Raw genomic sequence first — 20,536 nt, forward strand, 5'->3', positions numbered from 1 at the left:
CATCATGCTCGCTCCGGACAGATCGCGTACGGTCGCACAGATCGATCATCTGATCGTGGCGAATACCGAGGCGGTCGCATGGTGCAAGGCCATCACGGATGCCGTCCTGCCTCCGATGCCGTCTTCGGCGCCCGAATGGTATGCCGACGCGCAGGCCAAGCTGTCGGCGGCGGTGGCGGATGCTCACGGCTGGGTCCTGGATTGCGGCCCGCGGCTCTTCGCCGATTGCCTGCAATCCCATCTCACCTTCGCGAACCTGTTCTGTGCCAGCGCCGAGCGGCTGAAAGGCCCGCTCGCCGCGGCGCGCGCCCGCGGCGGCGCCCTCACCGGGGAGGAGCGGGACGCGCTGCACACGCTGCTCACCGAGCTCCTGGCGGAGGCCAAGGACCAGCACGCGACGATCCGAAGCCATCGCGACCGGCTTGAGGCGTTCCGGCGCCGGATGGACGCCCATTCGGGCGGGCTGCGGCCGATCCTCGCGCGCATCAAGACGTCGGACGCGGCCGAGCAGAAGAAGACCGACGAGATCCTGGGCAGGATCGCATCCCTGCGCGAGGAGCTCGCGGTCGTGGTGGCCGCGCAGAAATCCTCGACCGACTCGACCATGAAGGGCTCCGCCAAGAGCGTCTACGCGCTCACCTTCGGCCTCTGGTGGGCGACCGGCGCGCTGTCGGGCTCCGCGGTCGTCGGCTTCGCCATGCTGGGCTACGAGGCCTACAAGCTGAAGTCGCTCATGGTGCGCTATCGCAAGACCTTCGCGGAGATCACGACGCTGACCAACCAGCTCGGCGACATCGGGCTGCAGGTCGTGGCGATGAGCCAGGTCGACAGCCTCCTGGCGCAGATCGAGGACAAGAACCAGCGCGCCGCGACCGGGATCGAGAGCGTCGACCTGATCTGGAGCCACCTGATCGACAAGCTTCAGACGGCGTGCGAGATCGTGTCCCAGCCGATCGCGGACATCGACGCCTACGGCGACCTGCGCAGCCTCGAATTCGCGGCAAAGTCCTGGCAGGGCCTGGCGCAGGATGCCGCCGACCGGCAGAGCCTGAAGCTCGAGGTCCAGACCATGGATCTCGGCCGGTAGACCTCGCCCGCGAGACACCCGGTCGTCGGCGCCTCCCCGTCCGACGATCCGCGGCATGCGCCGGGACGACCGGCGCGACCGTCCTGAAACCGATTCCATCACGCCGCCCCCGGGACGGCGAGGCCGTGTCGGCCTCGTCGGGACGCGGCCGACCCGCATCGCGACATCACAGGAGCGCACCCATGGCCGATCTGGCGCTGGTTCCCGATACCGCGGACACGAAGGGCAAGCTGGAGGCCGGCTTTCGCAAGAAGGCCGCGATCTGGGGCTACATCCACGAGGTCAGCCAGTTCCAGATGCCGCAATTCCCCACGGAACCCGGCTGGGCGGTGAAGTTCCGCGGCGACCTCGAGGGTGCGCGCGCGCACGCCGTGGAGTGGACCGACACGCTCGGGCCCGAACTGTTCTCGAAGGTGCCGCAATCGATCCTCGATTACGCCAACCTGTTCTCCGCCTCGACGTCCCACCTGGTCCACATCATGAACGATGCGGCCGAGGCGAGCCGCAGCTTCACCCCGGCCGAGGCCGAGAAGATCGACCTCCTGTTCAAGGAGCTGTCGACGGAGCTGAACGAGCAATCGTCCGAGATCGCGGCGCTCAGCCGCCGGCTGAAGGATTTCCGGAGCCTGATCCTCGCCGACCAGGTCAATTTCCGGACCGCCAGGGCGGCCGCGCACGCGGATGCCGGCATCGCGAAGAACGAGATCGAGAAGATCACGCTTCAGATGAAGCGCATCCGCCAGGAGATCGAGAGCGCCAACCAGGCGCGGGCGCTCTCCGGGATCGGGATCGGCCTCGGGCTCTTCGTCGGCGTCGCCGCCCTCGCGCTGACGGTCGCGTCCGGCGGCCTCCTGGCCCCCCTGGCGCTCGCGGTCGCGGTCGTCGGTACGGGCGCCGGCACCTACGAGTTCGTGGCGAGCGGCAACGACATCTCCTCGTCGTATGCCGAGCTGCAGAAGCAGCTGAGCGCCCTGAGCGCGGAGAAGGCTCAGGCGGCCGCCCTGAGCCTCTTCGACCAGTCGATCGAAGCGCTCGTGGATTCGTGCGACAAGGCCCTGAGCTACCTCGACGACGTCGGCAAGATGTGGGCGACCCTGGCGAGCCGGCTCGATGCCGTCGTCAAGGACCTGCGGATCGCCAAGGACCGCACCGCGATCCTGGCTCAGCTGACCCGCGTCGAGGCGAGCCGCAAGGCCTGGCAGCAGCTGACCGATTTCGCCGTCACGCTGCAGCGCGTCGGCGAGGTCGTCGACGTGCAGCAAGCCACGGTGGCGGCCGCCTGAGCCAACGGGCGCGCGGGTCACCGCGGCGCGCGCGAGGCCGGGCCTCGGCCCGGCCTCGCCGTCGAACGGCCGGTGTCACGCCGCCGCCGGCAGCCCGCCGAAGCGGCGCTGGCGCGCGCGGAACGCGGTCATCGCCGCGGCGAGTTCCGCCTCGCCGAAATCCGGCCAGGCGCAGGGCGTGAAGTGCAGCTCGGCATAGGCGCTCTCCCACAGCAGGAAGTCGGACAGGCGCTGCTCGCCGCTGGTGCGGATCACGAGGTCGACCGCCGGGGCGCCGTCGCCGGTGACGAGGCGGTCGAACGCCTCGCGGGTGATGGCGGGGTCCGCGGCGCGGGCGGCGGAGAGGATCGCGTCCCGGGCCGAGTAGTCGAGGGCGATGCGCAGGTGCAGGCCGGCCCCGTCGTGGGTCGCGGCCTCGGCGGCCGCGATGGCCTCCGCCAGGCCGCCGGGCAGGCGGTCGCGCCGGCCGATCACCGTGAGGCGCACGCCGTCGCGGCGCAGGACCTCGACCTCGCGGGCGAGGTAGAGGCGAAGCAGGCCCATCAGCCCCGCCACCTCGGCGGCCGGGCGGCGCCAATTGTCGGCGGAGAAGGCGTAGAGCGTCAGCGTGCCGATGCCCTGGCCGGGCGCGGCCCGCGCCACCCGCCGCACCGTGCCGACCCCGGCCTCGTGCCCGACGCAACGGGGCAGGCCGCGGCGTTCCGCCCATCGACCGTTGCCGTCCATGATCAGGCCGACATGGAGCTTGTCTTGGTGAAGCGAACCGCTTTGCATTGCAAAGTCTCCGGGCAAAAAAGGGAAGGGAGGTCAGGCGGGAAGGGGCTCGGGGCCGCGATCGCCCTGCCTGGCCGCCTCGGCGGCATCGCGGACCACGCGCTCCAGCACCGCGAGGTACGCGACGAAGCGCTGCCGCCCGGCGGGGGTGAGGCGGCAGGTGGTGAGCGGGCGCCGTCCCTCGTAGCCCTTGTGGATCTCGACGAGCCCGGCCTCCTCCAGCACGCCGAGATGGCGGCTGAGATTGCCGTCGGTCAGGCCGCAGAGCTGCTTGAGGTCGGAGAAGGCGAGGGGCTTCGGGTGGGCGGCGAGCGAGGTGAGCAGGCTGAGCCGCGCCCGCTCGTGCAGCACCCGGTCGAGCCCGTCATAAGCGTAGGGAGCGGGCTCACTCATGGTCGCCTCCCGGGGCGCGATGGAGGATGAGGGCGAGCAGCCCCTGGCCGAGGGCGAAGGGCAGGCCCATGGTCCAGGGCGACAGCGCATGCCCCTCGACCGAGGCCGCGATGGTGCCGAGCCCGGCGACCACGTACCAGCCCGCCGCCAGGGCGACCGGCCGCGGCAGGGCGCGCAGGGAGGCGAACAGCCCGAGGCCGACCAGCACCTGCCACAGGCCCGGCAGCAGCCACAGGCTCTCGGGGGCGAGGCGCGCCAGGACCAGGAGCAGCAGCGCCCCGGCGGCGCCCGCGGGCAGGAAGGCCTCGACCGCGTTGAGGATCATCGCGTCGGCCAGGCCGGAATGGTGCCGGCGGCTGCGCGCCAGCATCTCGGCCCCGATCGAGACGATCGCGACGGCGATCCAGCCGGCCAGGAAGGTCAGCGGCCGGCCGGTCGGGTCGTCGAGGAGGGCGGCCTGCGCGACCGTGGCGGCGAGCGCCAGGGCGCCGGTCGCCGCCAAAGCGGTCGGGCCGTAGCCCTGGAAGGCGGTGCCGGCGGCGACCTGGCTGCGGATCGCCGTGATGTCGGCCAGCACCCGGTCGAGGTCAGCCCTGTCGAGGTCGCGCATCGGCATCCCGCATCAACTTTCCGATGCAAAGTACGCCGATGTGCAAAGTCGCGCAAGCGGGATCGGGCGGCGCTCCGCGCCGCCCGTCCGGGTCTCAGCGGTTGGCGCGCGCCAGGGCGGCGTGGAGCAGGAGGTTCACGCCCGGCAGGGTCGGCTCCAGGGAGATATCCTCGGCCTCGTTGTGGGTGATGCCGTCCCGGCACGGGGTGAAGATCATGCAGGCGGGGGCGACCCGGGCGACGTGGTAGGCGTCGTGGCCGGCCTGGGAGCGCAGGTCCATGGTCGGGATGCCGAGGCGTTCCGCGGTCTCGCGCAGGGTGCCGATCAGGCCGTCGTCGAAGGAGAAGACCCCGAACCCCCATTCCTCGGCGATGGAGATCTGCGTGAGCGAGCGGGCGGCGCAGTCGGGCAGGGCGGCGCGCAAGGACGCCTTCATGGTCTCGAGGGTCTCGAGCTCGGGCGCCCGCATGTCGATGAAGAGCTCGGCGTATTCCGAGAGCGTCCCGGGGAGGTTCGGCACCAGGTCGAGCCGGGCGGCGGTGGCCTTGGCGTCGGTGTCGGCATGGGCCCAGCCGATGTCGTTGACCGCCACCGCCACCATGGCGGCGCCGACGAGCGCGTTGTGGCGCTCGCCCATCGGGGTCGGTCCGGTATGTGCGGTGGCGCCCTCGACGGCGATGCGCATGCCGCAGCTCGGATAGCCGCCGGTGACGATGCCGACCGGCACGCCGGCCCGGTCGAGGGCCGGGCCCTGCTCGATATGCAGCTCGAAATAGGCGTCGATGGTGCGTCCGCCGACGGGTTCCGGCCCGCGATAGCCGATGCCGTCGAGGGCGTCGCCGAAGCGGATGCCGTCGCGGTCGCGCCGGTTCTCGACCCAGTCCGGCGTCGCCTGGCCGGACCAGGCGAGCGAGCACAGCATCGGCGGCGAGAACCGCGCGCCCTCCTCGTTGGTCCAGTTCACCACCTCGATCGTGCGCTTCGTGGCGATGCCGAGGTCGTCGAGGGTGCGCAGGACCTCCAGCCCCGCGAGCACGCCGAGGATGCCGTCGAAGCGACCGCCGGCCCATTGCGTGTCGAGGTGGCTGCCGATCACCACCGGAGGCAGGTCGGGCTCGGAGCCCGCCCGCCGCAGCACCATGTTGCCGAGCCCGTCGACGGTGAGCGGGTAGCCGCCCTCCGCGGCCCAGCTTCTGAGCTGGTCGCGCACCAGCCGGTCGGGCTCGGTCAGGGTGAGGCGCCGCAGGCCGCCCCGGGGTCCGGTGCCGATGCCGGCCGACACCATCAGGGTGTCCCACAGCCGGTTGCCGTTCACGGAGAGGTTGGTGGTCATCGCGGGCCTCACGCTACGCGTCGGGGAAGATGCGTGCGCCAGGATGCGAGGGCCGTGCCCGGCGGACAAGCGCCGGGCGCAAGGGGGGTGTGCGGGAGCGCCCTATCCCAGCCGCGCCCGCGCCGCGGCGTATTCCGCCTTCAGCCGGTCGATAACCACGGCGGTGGCGGGCGCGTCGTCGATGGTGCCGACGCCCTGGCCGGCACCCCAGATGTCGCGCCAGGCCTTGGTGGTGCCCGAGCCGAAGTTCATCTTGGTCTTGTCGACCTCCGGCAGGGCGTTGGGATCGAGGCCGGCGGCGGTCACGCTGGGCTTGAGGTAGTTGCCCGGCACGCCGGTGAAGTAGGGGGTGTACATCACGTCGGCGGCGGTCGTGCCGACGATCATCTCCTTGTAGGCCGGCGCGGCGTTGGCCTCCTGCGTGGCGATGAAGCGGGTGCCCATGTAGGCCAGGTCCGCGCCCATCGCCTGGGCGGCCAGGATCGCGTCGCCGGTGCTGATGGCGCCCGACAGGATCAGCGGTCCCTTGAAGAAGCGCCGCACCTCGCTCACCAGCGCGAAGGGCGAGAGCGTGCCGGCATGCCCCCCGGCCCCGGCGCAGACCAGGATCAGCCCGTCGACGCCGGCCTCCAGCGCCTTCTCGGCGTGGCGCACCGTGGTCACGTCGTGGAAGACGACGCCGCCCCAGCCGTGCACGGCCGAGACCACCGCGTCGGGCGCGCGCAAAGACGTGATGATGATCGGCACCCGGTGCTTGCCGCAGACCATGAGGTCGTGCTCGAGCCGGTCGTTCGAGGCGTGGACGATCTGGTTGACGGCGTAGGGCGCGACGATCCGCTCCGGGTCGGCGGCCTTGGCCTCGGCCAGCGCCGCGTCGATCCGGGTCAGCCACTCGTCCAGCGCCTCCTTCGGCCGGGCGTTGAGGGCCGGGAACGAGCCGACGATGCCGTTGACGCACTGGGCGATGACCAGCTCCGGCCCCGAGACGATGAACATCGGCGAGGCGATCACCGGCAGGGCGAGGGCGTGGCGGAGGCTGTCGGGCAGGGACATCGGCGGCGTGGCTCCCGGGGAACTCGTTGGAGAGGTCTCGTTGGGCTCCGGCATCGCACCAGGTCCGGGTCGTGGTCAACGGGAGGCTTGACGGGACCCCGAGCCGTCGGACTCCCTCGGGCGATGCACGCGATCGCGATCCGCCGCCTTCGGGCCGCCGACGGCCCGGCCTTCCGCTCGTTGCGCCTGGAGGCGCTGGAACGGCACCCCGCCTCGTTCGGCACCGCCCTAGGGGACGTCGCCGGACATGGACCGGACTGGTTCGGGGCGCGGCTGGAGCAGCACCTCACCCTCGGGGCGGTCCGGGGCGAGGTGCTGCTGGGCACCGCCACCCTGGTGCTGCAGGAGGGCGCGAAGCTGCGGCACAAGGGCGACGTGACGGGGGTCTACGTCCGGGACGAGGCGCGGGGGCTGGGCCTGGGCGCCGCGCTCCTTAATCGGCTCATCGCGGAGGCCCGCCCGCGGGTCGAGGCCCTGCGCCTGACCGTCGAGGCCGAAAACCGCGCGGCCCTGCGGCTCTACGAGGGGCTGGGCTTTCGCCCCTACGGCTGCGAGCGCCGGGCCCTGAAGATCGGGGACCGCTACCACGACGAGGTGCTGATGGAACTCGTCCTCGCGGCCGATCCCGCGTTAGAACCACTCGACGCCCATCACCAGGAGAGCCCGCGTGGTGCTTGAGATCGGAACCCCGGAGGCAGTCGGCCTCTCGTCGGAGCGGCTGGGCCGGATCGTCCCGTGGATGCGGGGCTACGTCGAGGCCGGCAAGCTGCCGGGCCTGTCGGTGACGGTGGCCCGGCGCGGCCAGGTGGTGTTTTCCCACCAGGAGGGCCTGCGCGACCTCGCCCGCGGCCTGCCGATGGAGGCCGACACCATCGTGCGCATCTACTCGATGACGAAGCCGCTGACCTCGGTGGCGATCCTGATGCTGTACGAGGAGGGCCTGTTTCAGCTCGACGATCCCATCACCCGCTTCCTGCCGGAGTTCCGGGACATGCGGGTGCTCGTCGGCGGCAGCCGGGCGAAGCCCGAGACGGTGCCGGCGGAGCGCGACATCACGTTCCGCGATCTCCTGACCCACACGTCGGGTCTCAGCTACGGCTTCATGGACGCGACGCTGGTCGACCGGATGTACCGGGAGGAGGGGGTCGACTTCCAGACCGCCGAGACCTCGCTCGCCGCGGTGGTGGGGAAGGCCGCGAGCCTGCCGCTCCTCGCCCAGCCGGGGGCGGAGTGGAACTACAGCATCGCCACCGACGTGCTCGGCCACCTCGTGGCGGTGATCTCGGGAAAATCCTTCGACGACTTCCTGCGCGAGCGGATCATCCGGCCGCTCGGCATGGTCGACACCGACTTCCACGTGCCCGCGGAGAAGATCTCCCGCTTCGCCTCGAACTACGCGCTCGGCGAGGGCGGCCGGCTGACCCTGATCGACGATGCCCGCGAGGGCCGCTACGCCCGGCCCCGCACGGTGCCGTCGGGCGGCGGCGGCCTCGTCGCGACGGCGGCCGACTACGCCCGGTTCTGCCGCTTCGTCCTGGGTGGGGGCGAGCTCGACGGCGTGCGGCTTCTCGGCGCCAAGACCGTCGAGTTGATGACGGCCAACCACCTGCGCGGCGACCTCGCCGATATGGGCCAGCCGCGTTTTTCGGAGTCGAGCTACAGCGGCATCGGCTTCGGGCTCGGCTTCTCGGTGATGCTCGATCCGGCCAGGGCCCAGATCCTCGGCACCTCGGGCGAGGTCGCCTGGGGCGGGGCGGCCTCGACGGCGTTCTGGATCGACCCCGCCGAGGACCTGTTCGTGATCATGCTGACGCAGCTCATGCCGTCCTCGACCTGGCCGATCCGGCGCGAGCTGCGGGTGCTGACCTACGCGGCGATCACCGGGTGATCGCGGCGCCGGGGCGTCACCCCACCGCCCGGCGGTAGAGGTGCCAGGTGGCGTGGCCGAGCACCGGCAGCACCACCGCCAGCCCGACGAACAGCGACACCATGCCCAGCACGAGCATCCCGGCCACGATCGCGCCCCAGGCGAGCATCGGGCCGGGATTCTCGCGCATCAGCGCCAGCGAGGTCTCGATCGCGGTGCCGGCCTCCACGTCCTTGTCGATGATGAGCGGGATCGAGACGGCGCTGACCGCGAGCGCCAGGAGCGAGAAGGCGCCGCCGACGAGGTTGCCGGCGAGGATCAGCGTCCAGCCCCGGGGCGTGGTCAGCACGTCGCCGAGGAAGGCGGAGACCGACGGCTCGGTCACCCCGCCGTAGAGCGACCAATAGAGCCCCATGGCGGCGCAGAGCCAGGCCGCGAAGATCAGCGCCAGCACCACGCCGACCGCCATCACCGCCCGGGCCGAACGCCCGTGGAGCGGCGCGAAGGCATCGGTCCAGGCGGCGGGCAGGCCCCATTCCCGGCGCCGGCTCAGCTCGTAGAGGCCGAGCGCCGCGAACGGCCCGATCAGCGCGAAGCCGGCGGCGAGCGGAAACAGGATCGGGATCAGGTTCTGCTCGAAGGTCGCCGCCGCGACGAGCACGCCGGCGATCGGATAGATCAGCACCACGAACAGGACGTGGGTCGGCATCGCCAAGAAATCGTCGACGCCGCGCGACAGGGCGGCCTTGAGATCCTGAACGCCGATCCGCCGCACGGCGGGGCGGGCGGCGGTAAAGCCGTGGGAGAGGGGGAACGAACTCGACATCGCGTGTCCTCCGGGGGAGGGCACCCGCGACGGGAAAGGCCGGGCCGCGTTCGGGCCGTCGTGTCGGCGGTCCTTCAGGCGCCCGGTCCGGCCCGCGGGGGCGCCGGATGGATCGGTCGCATCAAGACTGGACTACTCGTACCGGGCGGACGACATCCGCCGCGTCGCCCGACGGTAGCGCGGGCGCGGGCCGGACGCCAAGGCGGGACCGCACACGATCGCGCGACGGGCCCCGGAACGGGCCCGCTCACCCGGGATGGGCCAGGATGTTGACGAGCCGCCCGAACGGGTCGCGGACGTAGAACCGCCGCACGCCCCACGGCTCGTCCACGGGGCCGTACTCGATCGGAAGGCCGGCGTCCGTCGCGCGCCGGAGCACGGCCTCCAGGTCGTCGACTTCGACCGAGAGGTCGGGAACCGGCGTCCCCGATCCGCCCTCGCAGGCCACGCTGACCTGCGGCGGCGCCGACGCGCCCGAGGCCGCGAAGGTCTGGATCCAGCCGTGATCCATGACCAGGTCGAGGCCGAGCACCCCTTCGTAGAAGCCCCGCGCCGCATCGAGCCGCGTCGCCGGGATGTTGGTCACGATACGCCTCACGGCCATGGCCCGCTCCCTCGTCGCGTCGCATCGGAGCCCGAACGCCCCTGCCTGTCGAGGCCGCGTCCGCCGGCCGATTCCGGTGCGCCCCGCCCCGGGGTGCACCACCGCCCGCTTCCACGCTACAAGGATCGCGACCCGTTCCTCATCCAAGGCCGACCATGCCGAGCACGCCCCGCGCCGCGATCATCCCGGTCACCCCGTTCCAGCAGAATTGCACCCTGCTGTGGTGCGAGGCGACGAAGCGGGCCGCGGTGGTCGATCCGGGCGGCGACCTCGACCGGATCCGCGCGGCGATCGCCAAGGCCGGCGTCACGGTCGAGAAGATCCTGCTCACCCACGGCCACATCGATCACGCCGGCGGGGCGGCGGACCTGCGCGACGCGCTGGGCGTGCCGGTCGAGGGACCCCACCGCGCCGACAAGCCGCTCCTCGACAGCCTGCCCGAGACCGGGGCGGCCTACGGCATCGACGGCGCCAAGGTGATCACCCCCGACCGCTGGCTGTCCGAGGGCGACACGGTGACGGTGGGCGAACTCACCTTCGACGTGCTGCACTGCCCCGGCCATTCCCCGGGCAGCGTCGTGCTGGTGAGCCGGGACGCCCGCTTCGCCCAGGTCGGCGACGTGCTGTTTCGCGGCTCGGTCGGCCGCACCGACCTGCCGGGGGGCGACCACGCCGCCCTGATCGCGTCGATCAAGGAGAAGCTGCTGCCGCTCGGCGACGACGTCGCCTTCATCCCCGGCCACGGCCCGACGAGCACGATCGGCCAGGAGCGGCTGTCGAACCCCTTCCTGCGATAGGAGCCCCCTGATGGATCTGCGCCCCCTCGGCCGTTCCGGCCTCTCGGTCCCGCCCTTCTGCTTCGGCGGCAACGTCTTCGGCTGGACCGCCGACGAGGCGACCTCCTTCGCCCTGCTCGATCGCCTGCTCGAGACCGGCTTCACCTTCGTCGACACCGCCGACGTCTATTCGGCTTGGGCGCCGGGCCACCGGGGCGGCGAGTCGGAGGCGGTGATCGGGCGCTGGCTGAAGGACCGCGGCGCCCGCGACCGGATGACGATCGCCACCAAGGTCGGCATGGACATGGGAGAGGGCCGCAAGGGCTTGCGGGCGGCCTACGTCGAGGAGGCCGTGGAGGCCTCCCTGCGCCGGCTCGGGACCGACCGGATCGACCTCTACCAGTCCCACACCGACGATGCCGAGACGCCGCTGGAGGAGACGCTTTCGGCCTACGACCGGCTGATCCGGGCCGGCAAGGTGCGGGCGATCGGCGCCTCGAACTATTCCGCCGCCCGCCTGCGCGAGGCGCTGGCCGTCGCGGCGCGGGAGAACCTGCCGCGCTACGAGAGCCTGCAGCCCGGCTACAGCCTGGCCGACCGCGAGGATTACGAGGCCGAGCTCGAGCCGCTGTGCCGGGAGGAGGGGATCGGGGTGATCTCCTACTTCTCCCTCGCGGCGGGCTTCCTCACCGGCAAGTACCGGCAGGCCGGGGCCGCCGCCGGCCGCGCCCGCGAGGCCCGGGTCTCGCCCTACCTCAACCCGCGCGGGCTCGCCTTCCTCGACCTCCTCGACGCGGTCGCCCGCGACCACGGCGCGACGCCGGCGCAGGTCTCCCTCGCCTGGCTGATCGCCCGGCCGGGCCTCACCGCGCCGATCGCCAGCGCGACCTCGGTGGCGCAGCTCGACGAGCTCCTGGGCGGGGTGCGGCTCGCCCTCGATCCGGCGGCGGTCGCGCGGCTCGACGAGGCGAGCCGCGGCTCGCTCAAGAGCTGACCATCGGCGAACCGGGACCCGCTCACGGGCCGGCGCGGCCCGTTCGCGGATCCTTAACGGGGTGCGGCGAAAGATGACCTCCGGTATGGTCGGCCGGGGGAGGGACGCGAGGGCTCTGTCCAGCCCCCGCCGGACCCTGGAAAAGCGCCCGTACGGCGCCGAAAACCGATGCAATTTCAAGGCGGAATGCTTACATCAGGCAGATGCGGGACCGCCCCCTCGGCGGCCCCCGACCCTTGAGACACGAGACCCAGACGGCGCCGGGGCGAGACACGGCGCCCGCGCCGGCCGCGCCACCCCGCGACGCGCGCCCGCCCGCACCAGGAACCGACATGGCCGAACCCGCCCGCGATCAGACCCCCGACACCTACGGCGCCGACTCGATCAAGGTCCTCAAGGGCCTGGACGCGGTGCGCAAGCGGCCGGGCATGTATATCGGCGACACCGACGACGGCTCGGGCCTGCACCACATGGTGTACGAGGTCGTCGACAATGCCATCGACGAGGCGCTGGCCGGCCACGCGACCCACGTCACCGTCACACTCAACGCGGACGGCTCCTGCACGGTCTCCGACAACGGTCGCGGCATCCCGACCGACATCCACCCGGAGGAGGGCGTCTCGGCGGCCGAGGTCATCATGACCCAGCTGCATGCCGGCGGTAAGTTCGACCAGAACTCCTACAAGGTCTCGGGCGGCCTGCACGGCGTCGGCGTCTCGGTGGTGAACGCCCTGTCGTCCTGGCTGCGCCTGCGCATCTGGCGCGCCGGCCAGGAGCACGCGATGGAGTTCCGCCACGGCGACGCCGTGGCGCCGCTCGCCGCCGTCGGCCCGGCCAACGACCGGCGCGGCACCGAGGTCAGCTTCCTGCCCTCGACCGAGACCTTCACGCAGGTCGAGTTCGACTACGCGACCCTCGAGAAGCGCCTGCGCGAGCTGGCCTTCCTCAATTCCGGCGTGCGCATCGTGCTGACCGATGCCCGCCACGCCGAGCACAAGCGCGACGAGCTGGTCTATGACGGCGGCGTCGAGGCCTTCGTGCGCTACCTCGACCGGGCGAAGCCCGCCCTGATCGAGGCGCCGATCGTCCTGCGCCAGGAGCGCGACGGCATCGGCGTCGAGGTCGCCCTGTGGTGGAACGACAGCTACCACGAGAACGTCCTCTGCTTCACCAACAACATCCCGCAGCGCGACGGCGGCACCCACCTCGCGGGGTTCCGCGCCGCCCTGACGCGACAGATCACCGGCTACGCCGAATCGAGCGGGGTGACGAAGCGCGAGAAGGTCTCCCTGACCGGCGACGATTGCCGCGAGGGGCTGACCGCGGTGGTCTCGGTCAAGGTGCCGGACCCGAAATTCTCGTCCCAGACCAAGGACAAGCTCGTCTCTTCGGAGGTGCGTCCCGCCGTCGAGGGCGTGCTCAACGAGACCCTGGGCAGCTGGCTCGAGGAGCATCCGAGCGAGGCCCGCACCATCGCCGCCAAGGTTGCGCTGGCGGCGGCCGCCCGCGAGGCCGCCCGCAAGGCCCGCGACCTCACCACCCGCAAGGGCGCCCTCGACATCGCCTCGCTGCCCGGCAAGCTCGCCGACTGCCAGGAGCGCGACCCGTCGAAATGCGAGATCCTGCTGGTCGAGGGTGACTCCGCCGGCGGCTCGGCCAAGCAGGGCCGCGACAGAACGTTCCAAGCTGTTCTGCCGTTGCGCGGAAAAATCCTCAACGTCGAGCGGGCGCGGCTCGACAAGATGCTGTCGAGCCAGGAGATCGGCACGCTGATCACCGCGCTCGGCACCGGCATCGGCCGGGACGGCGCCCACGCCTTCAACCCCGACAAGCTGCGCTACCACCGCATCATCATCATGACCGATGCGGACGTCGACGGCTCGCACATCCGTACCCTGCTGCTGACGTTCTTCTTCCGCCAGATGCCGGAGCTGATCGACCGCGGCCACCTCTACATCGCCCAGCCGCCGCTCTACAAAGCCCAGAAGGGCAAGACCGCGCTCTACCTCAAGGACGACCGGGCGCTCGAGGACTACCTGATCGACGGCGGCGTCGACGGGGCGGTGCTCAAGCTCGCCACCGGCACCGAGTTCGGGGGCGCCCAGCTGAAGACGCTGGTCGACGAGGCGCGCGGCGTGCGCCAGATCCTGCACGGGATGCACTCGCGCTACGACCGCGTCGTGGTCGAGCAGGCGGCGATCGCCGGGGCGCTGCGCCCGTCGGTGGCCGGCAACCCGGCCGAGGCCGAGGTGGTGGCCGACGAGATCGCCCGGCGCCTCAACGCCATCGCGGACGAGATCGAGCAGGGCTGGGAGGGCGAGGCGAAGGACGGCGGCTACGTGCTGTCGCGGACCTTACGCGGCGTGCGCCAAGTCGCGGTGCTCGACGAGGCCCTGATCCACTCGCAGGAGGCGCGCCGCCTCGACGAGCGGGCGGAAACCCTCAGCGAGATCTACGGCGCCCCCGTCACGCTGGTGCGGCGCGGCGACCAGACCATGCTGTACGGCCCGGTGGCCCTGTTCGAGGGCATGATGGCGCTCGGCCGCAAGGGCCTGCAGCTGCAGCGCTACAAGGGCCTGGGCGAGATGACCGCCCAGCAGCTCTGGGAGACCACGCTCGACCGCGACGTGCGCTCGCTGCTCCAGGTGAAGGTCAAGGACACGACCGACGCCGACGACCTCTTCGTCAAGCTGATGGGCGACGTGGTCGAGCCGCGCCGGGAATTCATCCAGGAGAATGCCCTCAACGTGGCCAATCTCGACGTGTGATGGTGAGATCGATGGATACGGCCACGCTGGCGCCCTTTTCCGACTACGTCCTGCCCGAGGCGACCCTGCCGGAGTTGCCGGGTCACTACCGCGGCAAGGTGCGGGACAATTACGACCTGCCCGACGGGCGGCGGATCCTGATCACCAGCGACCGCCTGAGCGCCTTCGACCGGGAGCTCGCCGCGATCCCGCTGAAGGGCCAGGTCCTGACCCAGACCGCGCGCTACTGGTTCGAGAAGACGCGGGACATCTGCGACAACCACGTGCTGGCCTATCCCGACCCGAACGTGGTGGTGGGGCGGCGCCTCACCATCCTGCCGGTCGAGATCGTGGTGCGCGGCTACCTTGCCGGCAGCACCGGCACCTCGGTCCTGACCCTGTACAAGGCCGGCCAGCGCGAGATGTACGGCCACCGCCTGCCGGACGGGATGCGCCCGCACGAGCAACTGCCGCAGCCGATCATCACCCCCACCACCAAGGCCGGCCACGGCGACCACGACGCGCCGCTCTCCGCCGCCGAGATCCTGGAGCGGGGACTGCTGACGGAGGCGCAGTGGCGCACCCTGTCGGAGACGGCTTTGGCGCTGTTCGCCCGCGGCCAGGCGCTGGCGGCGGAGCGCGGCCTGATCCTCGCCGACACCAAGTACGAGTTCGGCACCGATTCCGACGGCCGGATCGTGCTCGCCGACGAGATCCACACCCCCGACAGCAGCCGCTACTGGTTCGCGAAGAGCTATGCCGAGCGCTTCGAGGCCGGCACCCTCCCGGAGAGCTTCGACAAGGACGTGGTCCGCAACTGGGTCGCGGCCCGCTGCGACCCCTACCGCGACGCCGTACCGGAGATCCCGCACGAAGTGGTGCTGCAGACCGCCGCCACCTATGTCAGCGCGTTCGAGACGATCACGGGCGAGCGCTTCGCCCTGCCGGACACGCGCGAGGCGCCGCTCGACCGCATTCGCCGCAACATCGCGGCCTACCTGGCGGCCTGACGGGCTGGGGCATTCATCCCGATGAACCCAGGGGAGCCGCACCGGTGCGGCTCTCGACGCGGCAATGCCGAACCTCGTCCGGACGCCGAGGCGGAACACGCAGGGTCGTGCCTGTCGAGAAAGTGGTCGTCCGGGCAAGACCGCGCGGCCCAAAACGACCAGCATAAGAAAAAAGGCCGCCCTTGCGAGGCGGCCCGAAGTCTAGGGAGGAAACGCCCAAAGAGGGCTGCACCGCCGCGACGCCATCGCTGCGGTGCGTCATCCTTCTCCCATGTTGCGGCGCACAGTGCAATCGATTGCACCGCACAACGGTCATGCTCGCGGCGCATGACCGCGCGAAAGTACGGCTTGCGGCATCGCCGAATCGAGCCGTCGCGGGGACGTCGATCGCGCTACCGCCGCACGTCCATCTTGCGCAGGCCCCAGACGGTCAGCAACACGGCCGCGAGCACGAAGGGCGCCGCCCCGATCACCGCGGCGATGGCCTCCGAGCCGATCAGCGCGCCGAGGCCCTTCACCAGGGCCATCAGCAGCAGGAACCCGCTGACGCAGGCGAGCAGCACGATGAGGCCGCCCCACAGCGTCCAGGTCGAGACGACCCGGGCGATCCGGTCGACCTCGCTCGAGAACAGCGTGATTTCCTTGACGGCGAGGTTGCTGGCGAGGCGTACCGCCTCGGCGACCAACCTGATCGTGCTCACCTGCCGGTCGGACCGCACCGCTCCACGCTCCCGCTCGCCCCGCGTCCCGAACATCGCGGCGCGAGCGAGAACGCCCGAGCTTGACCGTCGTTCCCGGTCTCCGTCAGGCCGGCTTGAGCGGGCAGCTCTGGCGCGCGAGCAGCCGCCAGGTGCTGTCCTCCTTGAGCCAGACCTGCAGCACCGCGATGTAGGAGCGCCCGGTCTCGCCGTTCGGCAGGATGTCGGCGCCGTCCCAGACGTGGCGGACCATGGCGGTGTCGCCGACGACCTGGAACCACTGCTCCGAGAAGGTCAGCGACTTGTAGTTGGTCTTGCCGGCGAGGCTGGCGACGAACTGCGCCTGGGTCTCGATCTTGCGCCCGCTCGAATGGCCGTAGCTCAGCTGCGGGTGGGTCAGCGCGTCGAGGGCCTTGGCGTCGCCCTCGACGATCGCGGCCCGCAGGGCCTCGAGCCGGCGGCCCACCGCCTCGCTCTCGTCCGCGGCCCGCGCCGGGCTCGCGCCGGTCGCGAGCATCGGCGCCGCCACACCCGCGGCGAGGCCCGCCAGCAGGCCCCGCCGCGAGCCCATCGTCGTCCGTTCCATGATCGTCCTCCCGCTCGTCAGGTCGCCGGGCGGCCTGAAGCCGCCGGCGCCGCGCCGTCTCGCGCCGTTCGAGCTTAGCGCCGGAGGCGGGCGCTGACCATCGCGCCGGCGGACGGCAGGGGGAGGGCTGGCCGCGCTCAGCGGCCGGACGGAGGCGCGCCCGCGCCGGTGGCCGTACCGGCGGCATCGAGCTCGCTCTGGCAGGGCGCGCTGATGCGGTCGTAGTTGCGACGCAGGCAGCGCTCGATGCGCCGCGTGTCGGGCACGTCCCGCGAGCACAGCGTCATGGCGTCCGTCATGCAGGCCAGGCGCTGCCGCTCGGTGCCCTGGGCATTCGCCAGGGCGGGCATCAGGATCGCAACGGCCCCAACCGCCGCCGCCAGGCGGGCGGCACGGGTCAACGGCATCCACATTCGACGTCTCCGGGTCTTTCCGAGGCGTCAACACCGAGCCCGGCCTTCCGGTTCGCGGCACAGCTGGATTGCGTTGCCGGAAGGGCCGGGGGGCGATCACGCGTGGATCACCCGCCCATAGGCGTCGAGCACGCTCTCGTGCATCATCTCCGAGAGCGTCGGGTGCGGGAAGACCGTGTGCATCAGCTCTTCCTCGGTGGTCTCGAGATTCATCGCGACGACGTAGCCCTGGATCAGCTCGGTCACCTCGGCCCCGACCATGTGGGCGCCGAGCAGCTGGCCGGTCTTGCGGTCGAAGATCGTCTTCACCAGACCGTCGGGCTCGCCGAGCGCGATCGCCTTGCCGTTGCCCGCGAAGGGGAAGCGGCCGACCCGCACGTCGAAGCCCTGCTCCTTGGCCTTCGCCTCGGTCAGGCCGACGGACGCGATCTGCGGCTGGCAATAGGTGCAGCCCGGAATCTTCCCCTTGTCCATCGGGTGGGTGTGCAGGCCCTTGATGGTCTCGACGCAGGTCACGCCCTCGTGCTCGGCCTTGTGGGCGAGCATCGGCGGACCGGCGACGTCGCCGATGGCGTAGATCCCCGGCACATTCGTGCGCCCGAGCCCGTCGGTGGCGACGATGCCGCGCTCGATGGCGACCCCCAGCTTCTCCAGGCCGAGGCTCTCGATGTTGCCGACGACGCCGACCGCCGAGATCAGGATCTCGGCCTTGATCTCCTGCGTCTTGCCGCCCTCGGTCTCGACCGTGGCGGTGACCGCATCGCCCTTCGCGACCTTGGTCACCTTGGCGCCGGTGAGGATCTTGATGCCCTGCTTCTCGAAGCGCTTGCGGGCATGCGCCGCGATCTCGTGGTCCTCCACCGGCAGGATCTGCGGCAGCAATTCCACCACCGTCACCTCCGCGCCCATGGTGCGGTAGAACGAGGCGAACTCGATGCCGATCGCGCCCGAGCCCATCACCAGCAGGCTCTTGGGCATCCTCTCCGGGACCATGGCCTCGTAATAGGTCCAGATCTGGCGTCTGTCCGGCTCGATGCCCGGAATCGCCCGCGGCCGGGCGCCGGTCGCCACCACGATGTGCTTGGCCTGGTAGGTGCCCGCCGCCTTGGCGCCCTTCGGGGCCTCGGCGCGCGTGGTCTCCTTGACCACGACCCGGCCGGGCTCGTTGCCCTTCGGCGCGACCTCGATCGCGGCCTCGCCCCAGATCACGTCGACCTTGTTCTTCTTCAACAGCATGCCGACGCCGCCGTTGAGCCGAGCCGACACGCCGCGCGAGCGCTTGACGATGGCGGAGACGTCGAAGCCGACGTTGTCCGCCGTCAGGCCGTAATCCTTGGCGTGCTGCATGTAGTGGTAGATCTCGGCCGAGCGCAGCAGCGCCTTGGTGGGGATGCAGCCCCAGTTGAGGCAGATGCCGCCTAAGTGCTCGCGGTCGACCACCGCCGTCTTGAAGCCGAGCTGGGCCGCCCGGATCGCCGCGACGTAGCCGCCGGGACCGGCGCCGATGATGAGGACGTCGTAGGTGTCGGACATTCAGGTCTCCGGGGAGGGCGGGGCGGCCAGGGCGGCAATGATCGTGTCGAGCGTGTCGTCGATCGCGAAAATGACATCCGCGTTTGAGAAGCGCAGGACCCGGAAGCCGCGCGCTTCGAGGGCGGCCGTGCGTGCGGCGTCGTAGGCTTGGTGGTCGTCAAAACCGTGCTGGCCGCCATCGACCTCGACGATCAGCCGGGCTCCGAGGCAGCAGAAATCGGCGACGTAGGAGCCTATGGCGACCTGCCTACGGAAATGGGACCCTTCGACCGGCAGCCGGTGGCGCAGGTGCCACCACAGCCGCTTTTCCGCAGGCGTGAGAGCGTGCCGCATAACCTTGGCATTCGCTTTTGCGCGCGGTGATGCCGACTGATCGGGCGATCCGTTCCAGGGCATCCACAATCTCTTCCGCCGATCGGCACGAAAGTAGAGCGCTTCCCCTCCCCCTTGTGGGGAGGGGAAAGTGCTAGACCAGCATGCCCATCGGGCTCTCGATCAGGCCCTTGAAGGCGGCGAGCAACTCGGCGCCCAACGCCCCGTCGACCACCCGGTGGTCGCAGGAGAGCGTCACCGTCATCGCCTGGACCACCGCGGGGGCGCCGTTCTTCGCCACCACCCGGGCCTCGCCGGCGCCGACCGCCAGGATGGTGCCGTGCGGCGGGTTGATGACCGCGCCGAACGACTTGATGCCGAACATGCCGAGGTTCGACACCGCCGTGGTGCCGCCCTGGTACTCCTCGGGCTTGAGCTTCTTGGTGCGGGCGCGGGCGGCGAGATCCTTCATCTCGGCCGAGATGGTCGAGAGCGTCTTCTGCTCCGCCTTGCGGATCACCGGCGTGAACAGCCCGCCGTCGATCGCCACCGCGACGCCGACATCGGAGTGGCGGAAGCGTAAGGTACGGTCCTCGGCCCAGACGGAATTCGCCGCCGGCACCCGCTGCAGCGCCAGCGCCAGCGCCTTGATGACGAAGTCGTTGACCGAAAGCTTGAAGGCCGGCTTGCCGTCCTTGTCCTTCGTCGCCCCGGCGTTGACCTGCTCGCGCAGGGAGAGCAGCGCGTCGAGCTCGACGTCGAGGGAGAGGTAGAAGTGCGGGACGGTCTGCTTCGACTCGACCAGGCGCTTGGCGATGGTCTTGCGCATGCCGTCGAGGGGCACCTCCTCGTAGGAGCCCGGCTCGAACATCCCCATCACCTGCTTGGCCGTGAGGCCGGACGGTGCGGCCGCCGCAGGAGCGGGCTTCGCCGCGGGGGTCTCCTTGGCGGCCGGGGCCTCCCGATTCTCGGGCTTGGGCGCCGAGGTCGATGCGGCCTTCGACGCAGCATCCTTCGACGCAGTCTTGGCGGTCCCGCCTTCGAGGGCGGCGCGCACATCGCGCTCGATGATCCGGCCGTGCGGGCCCGAGCCCTGCACGGCGCCGAGGTCGACGCCTTCCTGCTTGGCGATGCGGCGGGCGAGCGGCGAGGCGAACCGGCGGCCGCCCTCAGGCTGCCCGGCAGGAGCGCCGTCCGCGGTCTTGCCGCCCGCCGGGCGCGCGCCTTCCGGGGCCGTGTCGACCCGCTCGTACGACATCGTGCCGCCGCCGGGCGTCTCGTTGCCGGCGGGCGCCTGGGTCTTCGCCGCGTCGGGCTTATCCGCCTTGGCGGGCGCATCCGCCGTCTTCTCCGGCTGGGCGCCGCCGGCCGTCACGCTGCCGGGATCCTCGCCCTCCTCGGCGATGAGCGCGATCAGCTCGTTGACCGGCACGTCGGCGGTGCCCTCCGGCACCACGATCTTGGCGAGCACGCCCTCGTCGACCGCCTCGACCTCCATGGTCGCCTTGTCGGTCTCGATCTCGGCGAGCACGTCGCCGGACTTGATCGCGTCGCCCTCCTTCTTGAGCCACTTGGCGAGGTTGCCCTTCTCCATGGTCGGCGAGAGGGCGGGCATCAGGACGTTGATCGGCATGGAT

21 protein-coding genes are annotated in these 20,536 nt (G+C 71.2%); 8 read left to right on the forward strand and 13 right to left on the reverse strand.

All coding sequences use genetic code 11. The features are described from left to right. The first annotated feature begins 115 nt into the window (after nt 1-115). Nucleotides 116-1,087, forward strand: coding sequence for a hypothetical protein (locus HPY23_RS13630; protein WP_139234993.1), 972 nt, complete (start codon nt 116-118; stop codon nt 1,085-1,087). 182 nt (nt 1,088-1,269) lie between these two features. Then, nucleotides 1,270-2,370, forward strand: coding sequence for an HBL/NHE enterotoxin family protein (locus HPY23_RS13635; protein WP_091888504.1), 1,101 nt, complete (start codon nt 1,270-1,272; stop codon nt 2,368-2,370). 75 nt (nt 2,371-2,445) lie between these two features. On the opposite strand, the gene HPY23_RS13640 is transcribed toward HPY23_RS13635, so the two are convergent. The 5 genes from HPY23_RS13640 to HPY23_RS13660 all read right to left on the reverse strand — a co-directional run bounded on the left by HPY23_RS13640 (nt 2,446) and on the right by HPY23_RS13660 (nt 6,533). Continuing rightward, nucleotides 2,446-3,144, reverse strand: coding sequence for a di-trans,poly-cis-decaprenylcistransferase (locus HPY23_RS13640; RefSeq protein ID WP_091888506.1), 699 nt, complete (start codon nt 3,142-3,144; stop codon nt 2,446-2,448). A gap of 33 nt (nt 3,145-3,177) precedes the next feature. Beyond that, complete coding sequence (locus HPY23_RS13645; protein WP_060847619.1) at nt 3,178-3,537, reverse strand: winged helix-turn-helix domain-containing protein; 360 nt, start codon at nt 3,535-3,537, stop codon at nt 3,178-3,180. Further along, the gene (locus HPY23_RS13650; protein ID WP_091888600.1) at nt 3,530-4,147 is read right to left on the reverse strand and encodes a hypothetical protein; all 618 of its coding nucleotides are present in this window, start codon (nt 4,145-4,147) and stop codon (nt 3,530-3,532) included. The genes HPY23_RS13645 and HPY23_RS13650 overlap by 8 nt, the downstream gene beginning before the upstream one ends. A 94-nt stretch (nt 4,148-4,241) precedes the next feature. Then, nucleotides 4,242-5,480, reverse strand: a complete 1,239-nt coding sequence (locus HPY23_RS13655) for a Zn-dependent hydrolase (RefSeq protein ID WP_091888508.1) — start codon at nt 5,478-5,480, stop codon at nt 4,242-4,244. Nucleotides 5,481-5,582: 102 nt separating this feature from the next. Beyond that, entirely contained in the window at nt 5,583-6,533 is a 951-nt protein-coding gene (locus tag HPY23_RS13660) for an NAD(P)H-dependent flavin oxidoreductase (RefSeq protein WP_060847621.1), read from the reverse strand. 123 nt (nt 6,534-6,656) lie between these two features. On the opposite strand from HPY23_RS13660, the gene HPY23_RS13665 reads away from it, so the two are divergent. Both HPY23_RS13665 and HPY23_RS13670 read left to right on the forward strand, forming a co-directional pair. After that, nucleotides 6,657-7,211, forward strand: coding sequence for a GNAT family N-acetyltransferase (locus HPY23_RS13665; RefSeq protein WP_091888510.1), 555 nt, complete (start codon nt 6,657-6,659; stop codon nt 7,209-7,211). Then, nucleotides 7,204-8,421 (forward strand): serine hydrolase domain-containing protein, encoded by a 1,218-nt coding sequence (locus HPY23_RS13670; protein WP_175540015.1) that lies wholly within the window; start codon nt 7,204-7,206, stop codon nt 8,419-8,421. Before HPY23_RS13665 ends, HPY23_RS13670 begins: the two co-directional genes overlap by 8 nt. A 16-nt stretch (nt 8,422-8,437) precedes the next feature. Here HPY23_RS13670 and HPY23_RS13675 read toward each other — a convergent pair whose 3' ends face one another. Beyond that, nucleotides 8,438-9,226, reverse strand: a complete 789-nt coding sequence (locus HPY23_RS13675) for a DUF2189 domain-containing protein (RefSeq protein ID WP_091888512.1) — start codon at nt 9,224-9,226, stop codon at nt 8,438-8,440. 247 nt (nt 9,227-9,473) lie between these two features. Further along, nucleotides 9,474-9,830: a VOC family protein gene (locus HPY23_RS13680; RefSeq protein WP_060847623.1), complete on the reverse strand. Its 357-nt coding sequence runs from the start codon at nt 9,828-9,830 to the stop codon at nt 9,474-9,476. Nucleotides 9,831-9,985: 155 nt separating this feature from the next. On the opposite strand from HPY23_RS13680, the gene HPY23_RS13685 reads away from it, so the two are divergent. From HPY23_RS13685 to HPY23_RS13700, 4 genes are all read left to right on the forward strand, one after another. Beyond that, entirely contained in the window at nt 9,986-10,627 is a 642-nt protein-coding gene (locus HPY23_RS13685; protein ID WP_060847624.1) for an MBL fold metallo-hydrolase, read from the forward strand. Nucleotides 10,628-10,637: 10 nt separating this feature from the next. Then, nucleotides 10,638-11,600 carry an aldo/keto reductase gene (locus tag HPY23_RS13690; protein ID WP_091888514.1) on the forward strand — a complete coding sequence of 321 codons (963 nt, stop codon included), beginning with the start codon at nt 10,638-10,640 and terminating at the stop codon, nt 11,598-11,600. A 332-nt stretch (nt 11,601-11,932) separates the two neighbouring features. Beyond that, nucleotides 11,933-14,368 carry a DNA topoisomerase (ATP-hydrolyzing) subunit B gene (gene gyrB / locus HPY23_RS13695; protein WP_091888516.1) on the forward strand — a complete coding sequence of 812 codons (2,436 nt, stop codon included), beginning with the start codon at nt 11,933-11,935 and terminating at the stop codon, nt 14,366-14,368. A gap of 11 nt (nt 14,369-14,379) precedes the next feature. Then, entirely contained in the window at nt 14,380-15,357 is a 978-nt protein-coding gene (locus HPY23_RS13700) for a phosphoribosylaminoimidazolesuccinocarboxamide synthase (RefSeq protein ID WP_091888604.1), read from the forward strand. A 392-nt stretch (nt 15,358-15,749) separates the two neighbouring features. Here HPY23_RS13700 and HPY23_RS13705 read toward each other — a convergent pair whose 3' ends face one another. From HPY23_RS13705 to HPY23_RS13730, 6 genes are all read right to left on the reverse strand, one after another. Then, nucleotides 15,750-16,058 (reverse strand): phage holin family protein, encoded by a 309-nt coding sequence (locus HPY23_RS13705; RefSeq protein WP_244537627.1) that lies wholly within the window; start codon nt 16,056-16,058, stop codon nt 15,750-15,752. Nucleotides 16,059-16,161: 103 nt separating this feature from the next. Beyond that, entirely contained in the window at nt 16,162-16,641 is a 480-nt protein-coding gene (locus HPY23_RS13710) for a nuclear transport factor 2 family protein (protein ID WP_091888520.1), read from the reverse strand. Nucleotides 16,642-16,778: 137 nt separating this feature from the next. Continuing rightward, nucleotides 16,779-17,048, reverse strand: coding sequence for a hypothetical protein (locus tag HPY23_RS13715; RefSeq protein WP_063920113.1), 270 nt, complete (start codon nt 17,046-17,048; stop codon nt 16,779-16,781). 102 nt (nt 17,049-17,150) lie between these two features. Then, entirely contained in the window at nt 17,151-18,587 is a 1,437-nt protein-coding gene (gene lpdA, locus HPY23_RS13720) for a dihydrolipoyl dehydrogenase (protein WP_091888522.1), read from the reverse strand. Then, nucleotides 18,588-18,983: an endonuclease domain-containing protein gene (locus tag HPY23_RS13725; RefSeq protein ID WP_091888524.1), complete on the reverse strand. Its 396-nt coding sequence runs from the start codon at nt 18,981-18,983 to the stop codon at nt 18,588-18,590. A gap of 70 nt (nt 18,984-19,053) precedes the next feature. After that, nucleotides 19,054-20,532 carry a 2-oxo acid dehydrogenase subunit E2 gene (locus tag HPY23_RS13730; RefSeq protein WP_091888526.1) on the reverse strand — a complete coding sequence of 493 codons (1,479 nt, stop codon included), beginning with the start codon at nt 20,530-20,532 and terminating at the stop codon, nt 19,054-19,056. Nucleotides 20,533-20,536: the final 4 nt, after the last annotated feature.

The organism is Methylobacterium ajmalii, assembly GCF_016613415.1.
Lineage (GTDB): Bacteria > Pseudomonadota > Alphaproteobacteria > Rhizobiales > Beijerinckiaceae > Methylobacterium > Methylobacterium ajmalii.

What these genes read in the sequence shown, in the direction of transcription:
- HPY23_RS13700 (WP_091888604.1), top strand. Translation starts at nt 14,380, where the DNA reads ATGGATACGGCCACGCTGGCGCCCTTTTCCGACTACGTCCTGCCCGAG.
- lpdA (WP_091888522.1), bottom strand. Translation starts at nt 18,587, where the DNA reads ATGTCCGACACCTACGACGTCCTCATCATCGGCGCCGGTCCCGGCGGC.
- HPY23_RS13685 (WP_060847624.1), top strand. Translation starts at nt 9,986, where the DNA reads ATGCCGAGCACGCCCCGCGCCGCGATCATCCCGGTCACCCCGTTCCAG.
- HPY23_RS13630 (WP_139234993.1), top strand. Translation starts at nt 116, where the DNA reads ATGCCGTCTTCGGCGCCCGAATGGTATGCCGACGCGCAGGCCAAGCTG.
- gyrB (WP_091888516.1), top strand. Translation starts at nt 11,933, where the DNA reads ATGGCCGAACCCGCCCGCGATCAGACCCCCGACACCTACGGCGCCGAC.
- HPY23_RS13725 (WP_091888524.1), bottom strand. Translation starts at nt 18,983, where the DNA reads ATGCCCTGGAACGGATCGCCCGATCAGTCGGCATCACCGCGCGCAAAA.
- HPY23_RS13665 (WP_091888510.1), top strand. Translation starts at nt 6,657, where the DNA reads ATGCACGCGATCGCGATCCGCCGCCTTCGGGCCGCCGACGGCCCGGCC.
- HPY23_RS13730 (WP_091888526.1), bottom strand. Translation starts at nt 20,532, where the DNA reads ATGCCGATCAACGTCCTGATGCCCGCCCTCTCGCCGACCATGGAGAAG.
- HPY23_RS13690 (WP_091888514.1), top strand. Translation starts at nt 10,638, where the DNA reads ATGGATCTGCGCCCCCTCGGCCGTTCCGGCCTCTCGGTCCCGCCCTTC.
- HPY23_RS13715 (WP_063920113.1), bottom strand. Translation starts at nt 17,048, where the DNA reads ATGCCGTTGACCCGTGCCGCCCGCCTGGCGGCGGCGGTTGGGGCCGTT.
- HPY23_RS13660 (WP_060847621.1), bottom strand. Translation starts at nt 6,533, where the DNA reads ATGTCCCTGCCCGACAGCCTCCGCCACGCCCTCGCCCTGCCGGTGATC.
- HPY23_RS13635 (WP_091888504.1), top strand. Translation starts at nt 1,270, where the DNA reads ATGGCCGATCTGGCGCTGGTTCCCGATACCGCGGACACGAAGGGCAAG.
- HPY23_RS13645 (WP_060847619.1), bottom strand. Translation starts at nt 3,537, where the DNA reads ATGAGTGAGCCCGCTCCCTACGCTTATGACGGGCTCGACCGGGTGCTG.
- HPY23_RS13710 (WP_091888520.1), bottom strand. Translation starts at nt 16,641, where the DNA reads ATGGAACGGACGACGATGGGCTCGCGGCGGGGCCTGCTGGCGGGCCTC.
- HPY23_RS13650 (WP_091888600.1), bottom strand. Translation starts at nt 4,147, where the DNA reads ATGCGCGACCTCGACAGGGCTGACCTCGACCGGGTGCTGGCCGACATC.
- HPY23_RS13680 (WP_060847623.1), bottom strand. Translation starts at nt 9,830, where the DNA reads ATGGCCGTGAGGCGTATCGTGACCAACATCCCGGCGACGCGGCTCGAT.
- HPY23_RS13640 (WP_091888506.1), bottom strand. Translation starts at nt 3,144, where the DNA reads ATGCAAAGCGGTTCGCTTCACCAAGACAAGCTCCATGTCGGCCTGATC.
- HPY23_RS13655 (WP_091888508.1), bottom strand. Translation starts at nt 5,480, where the DNA reads ATGACCACCAACCTCTCCGTGAACGGCAACCGGCTGTGGGACACCCTG.
- HPY23_RS13675 (WP_091888512.1), bottom strand. Translation starts at nt 9,226, where the DNA reads ATGTCGAGTTCGTTCCCCCTCTCCCACGGCTTTACCGCCGCCCGCCCC.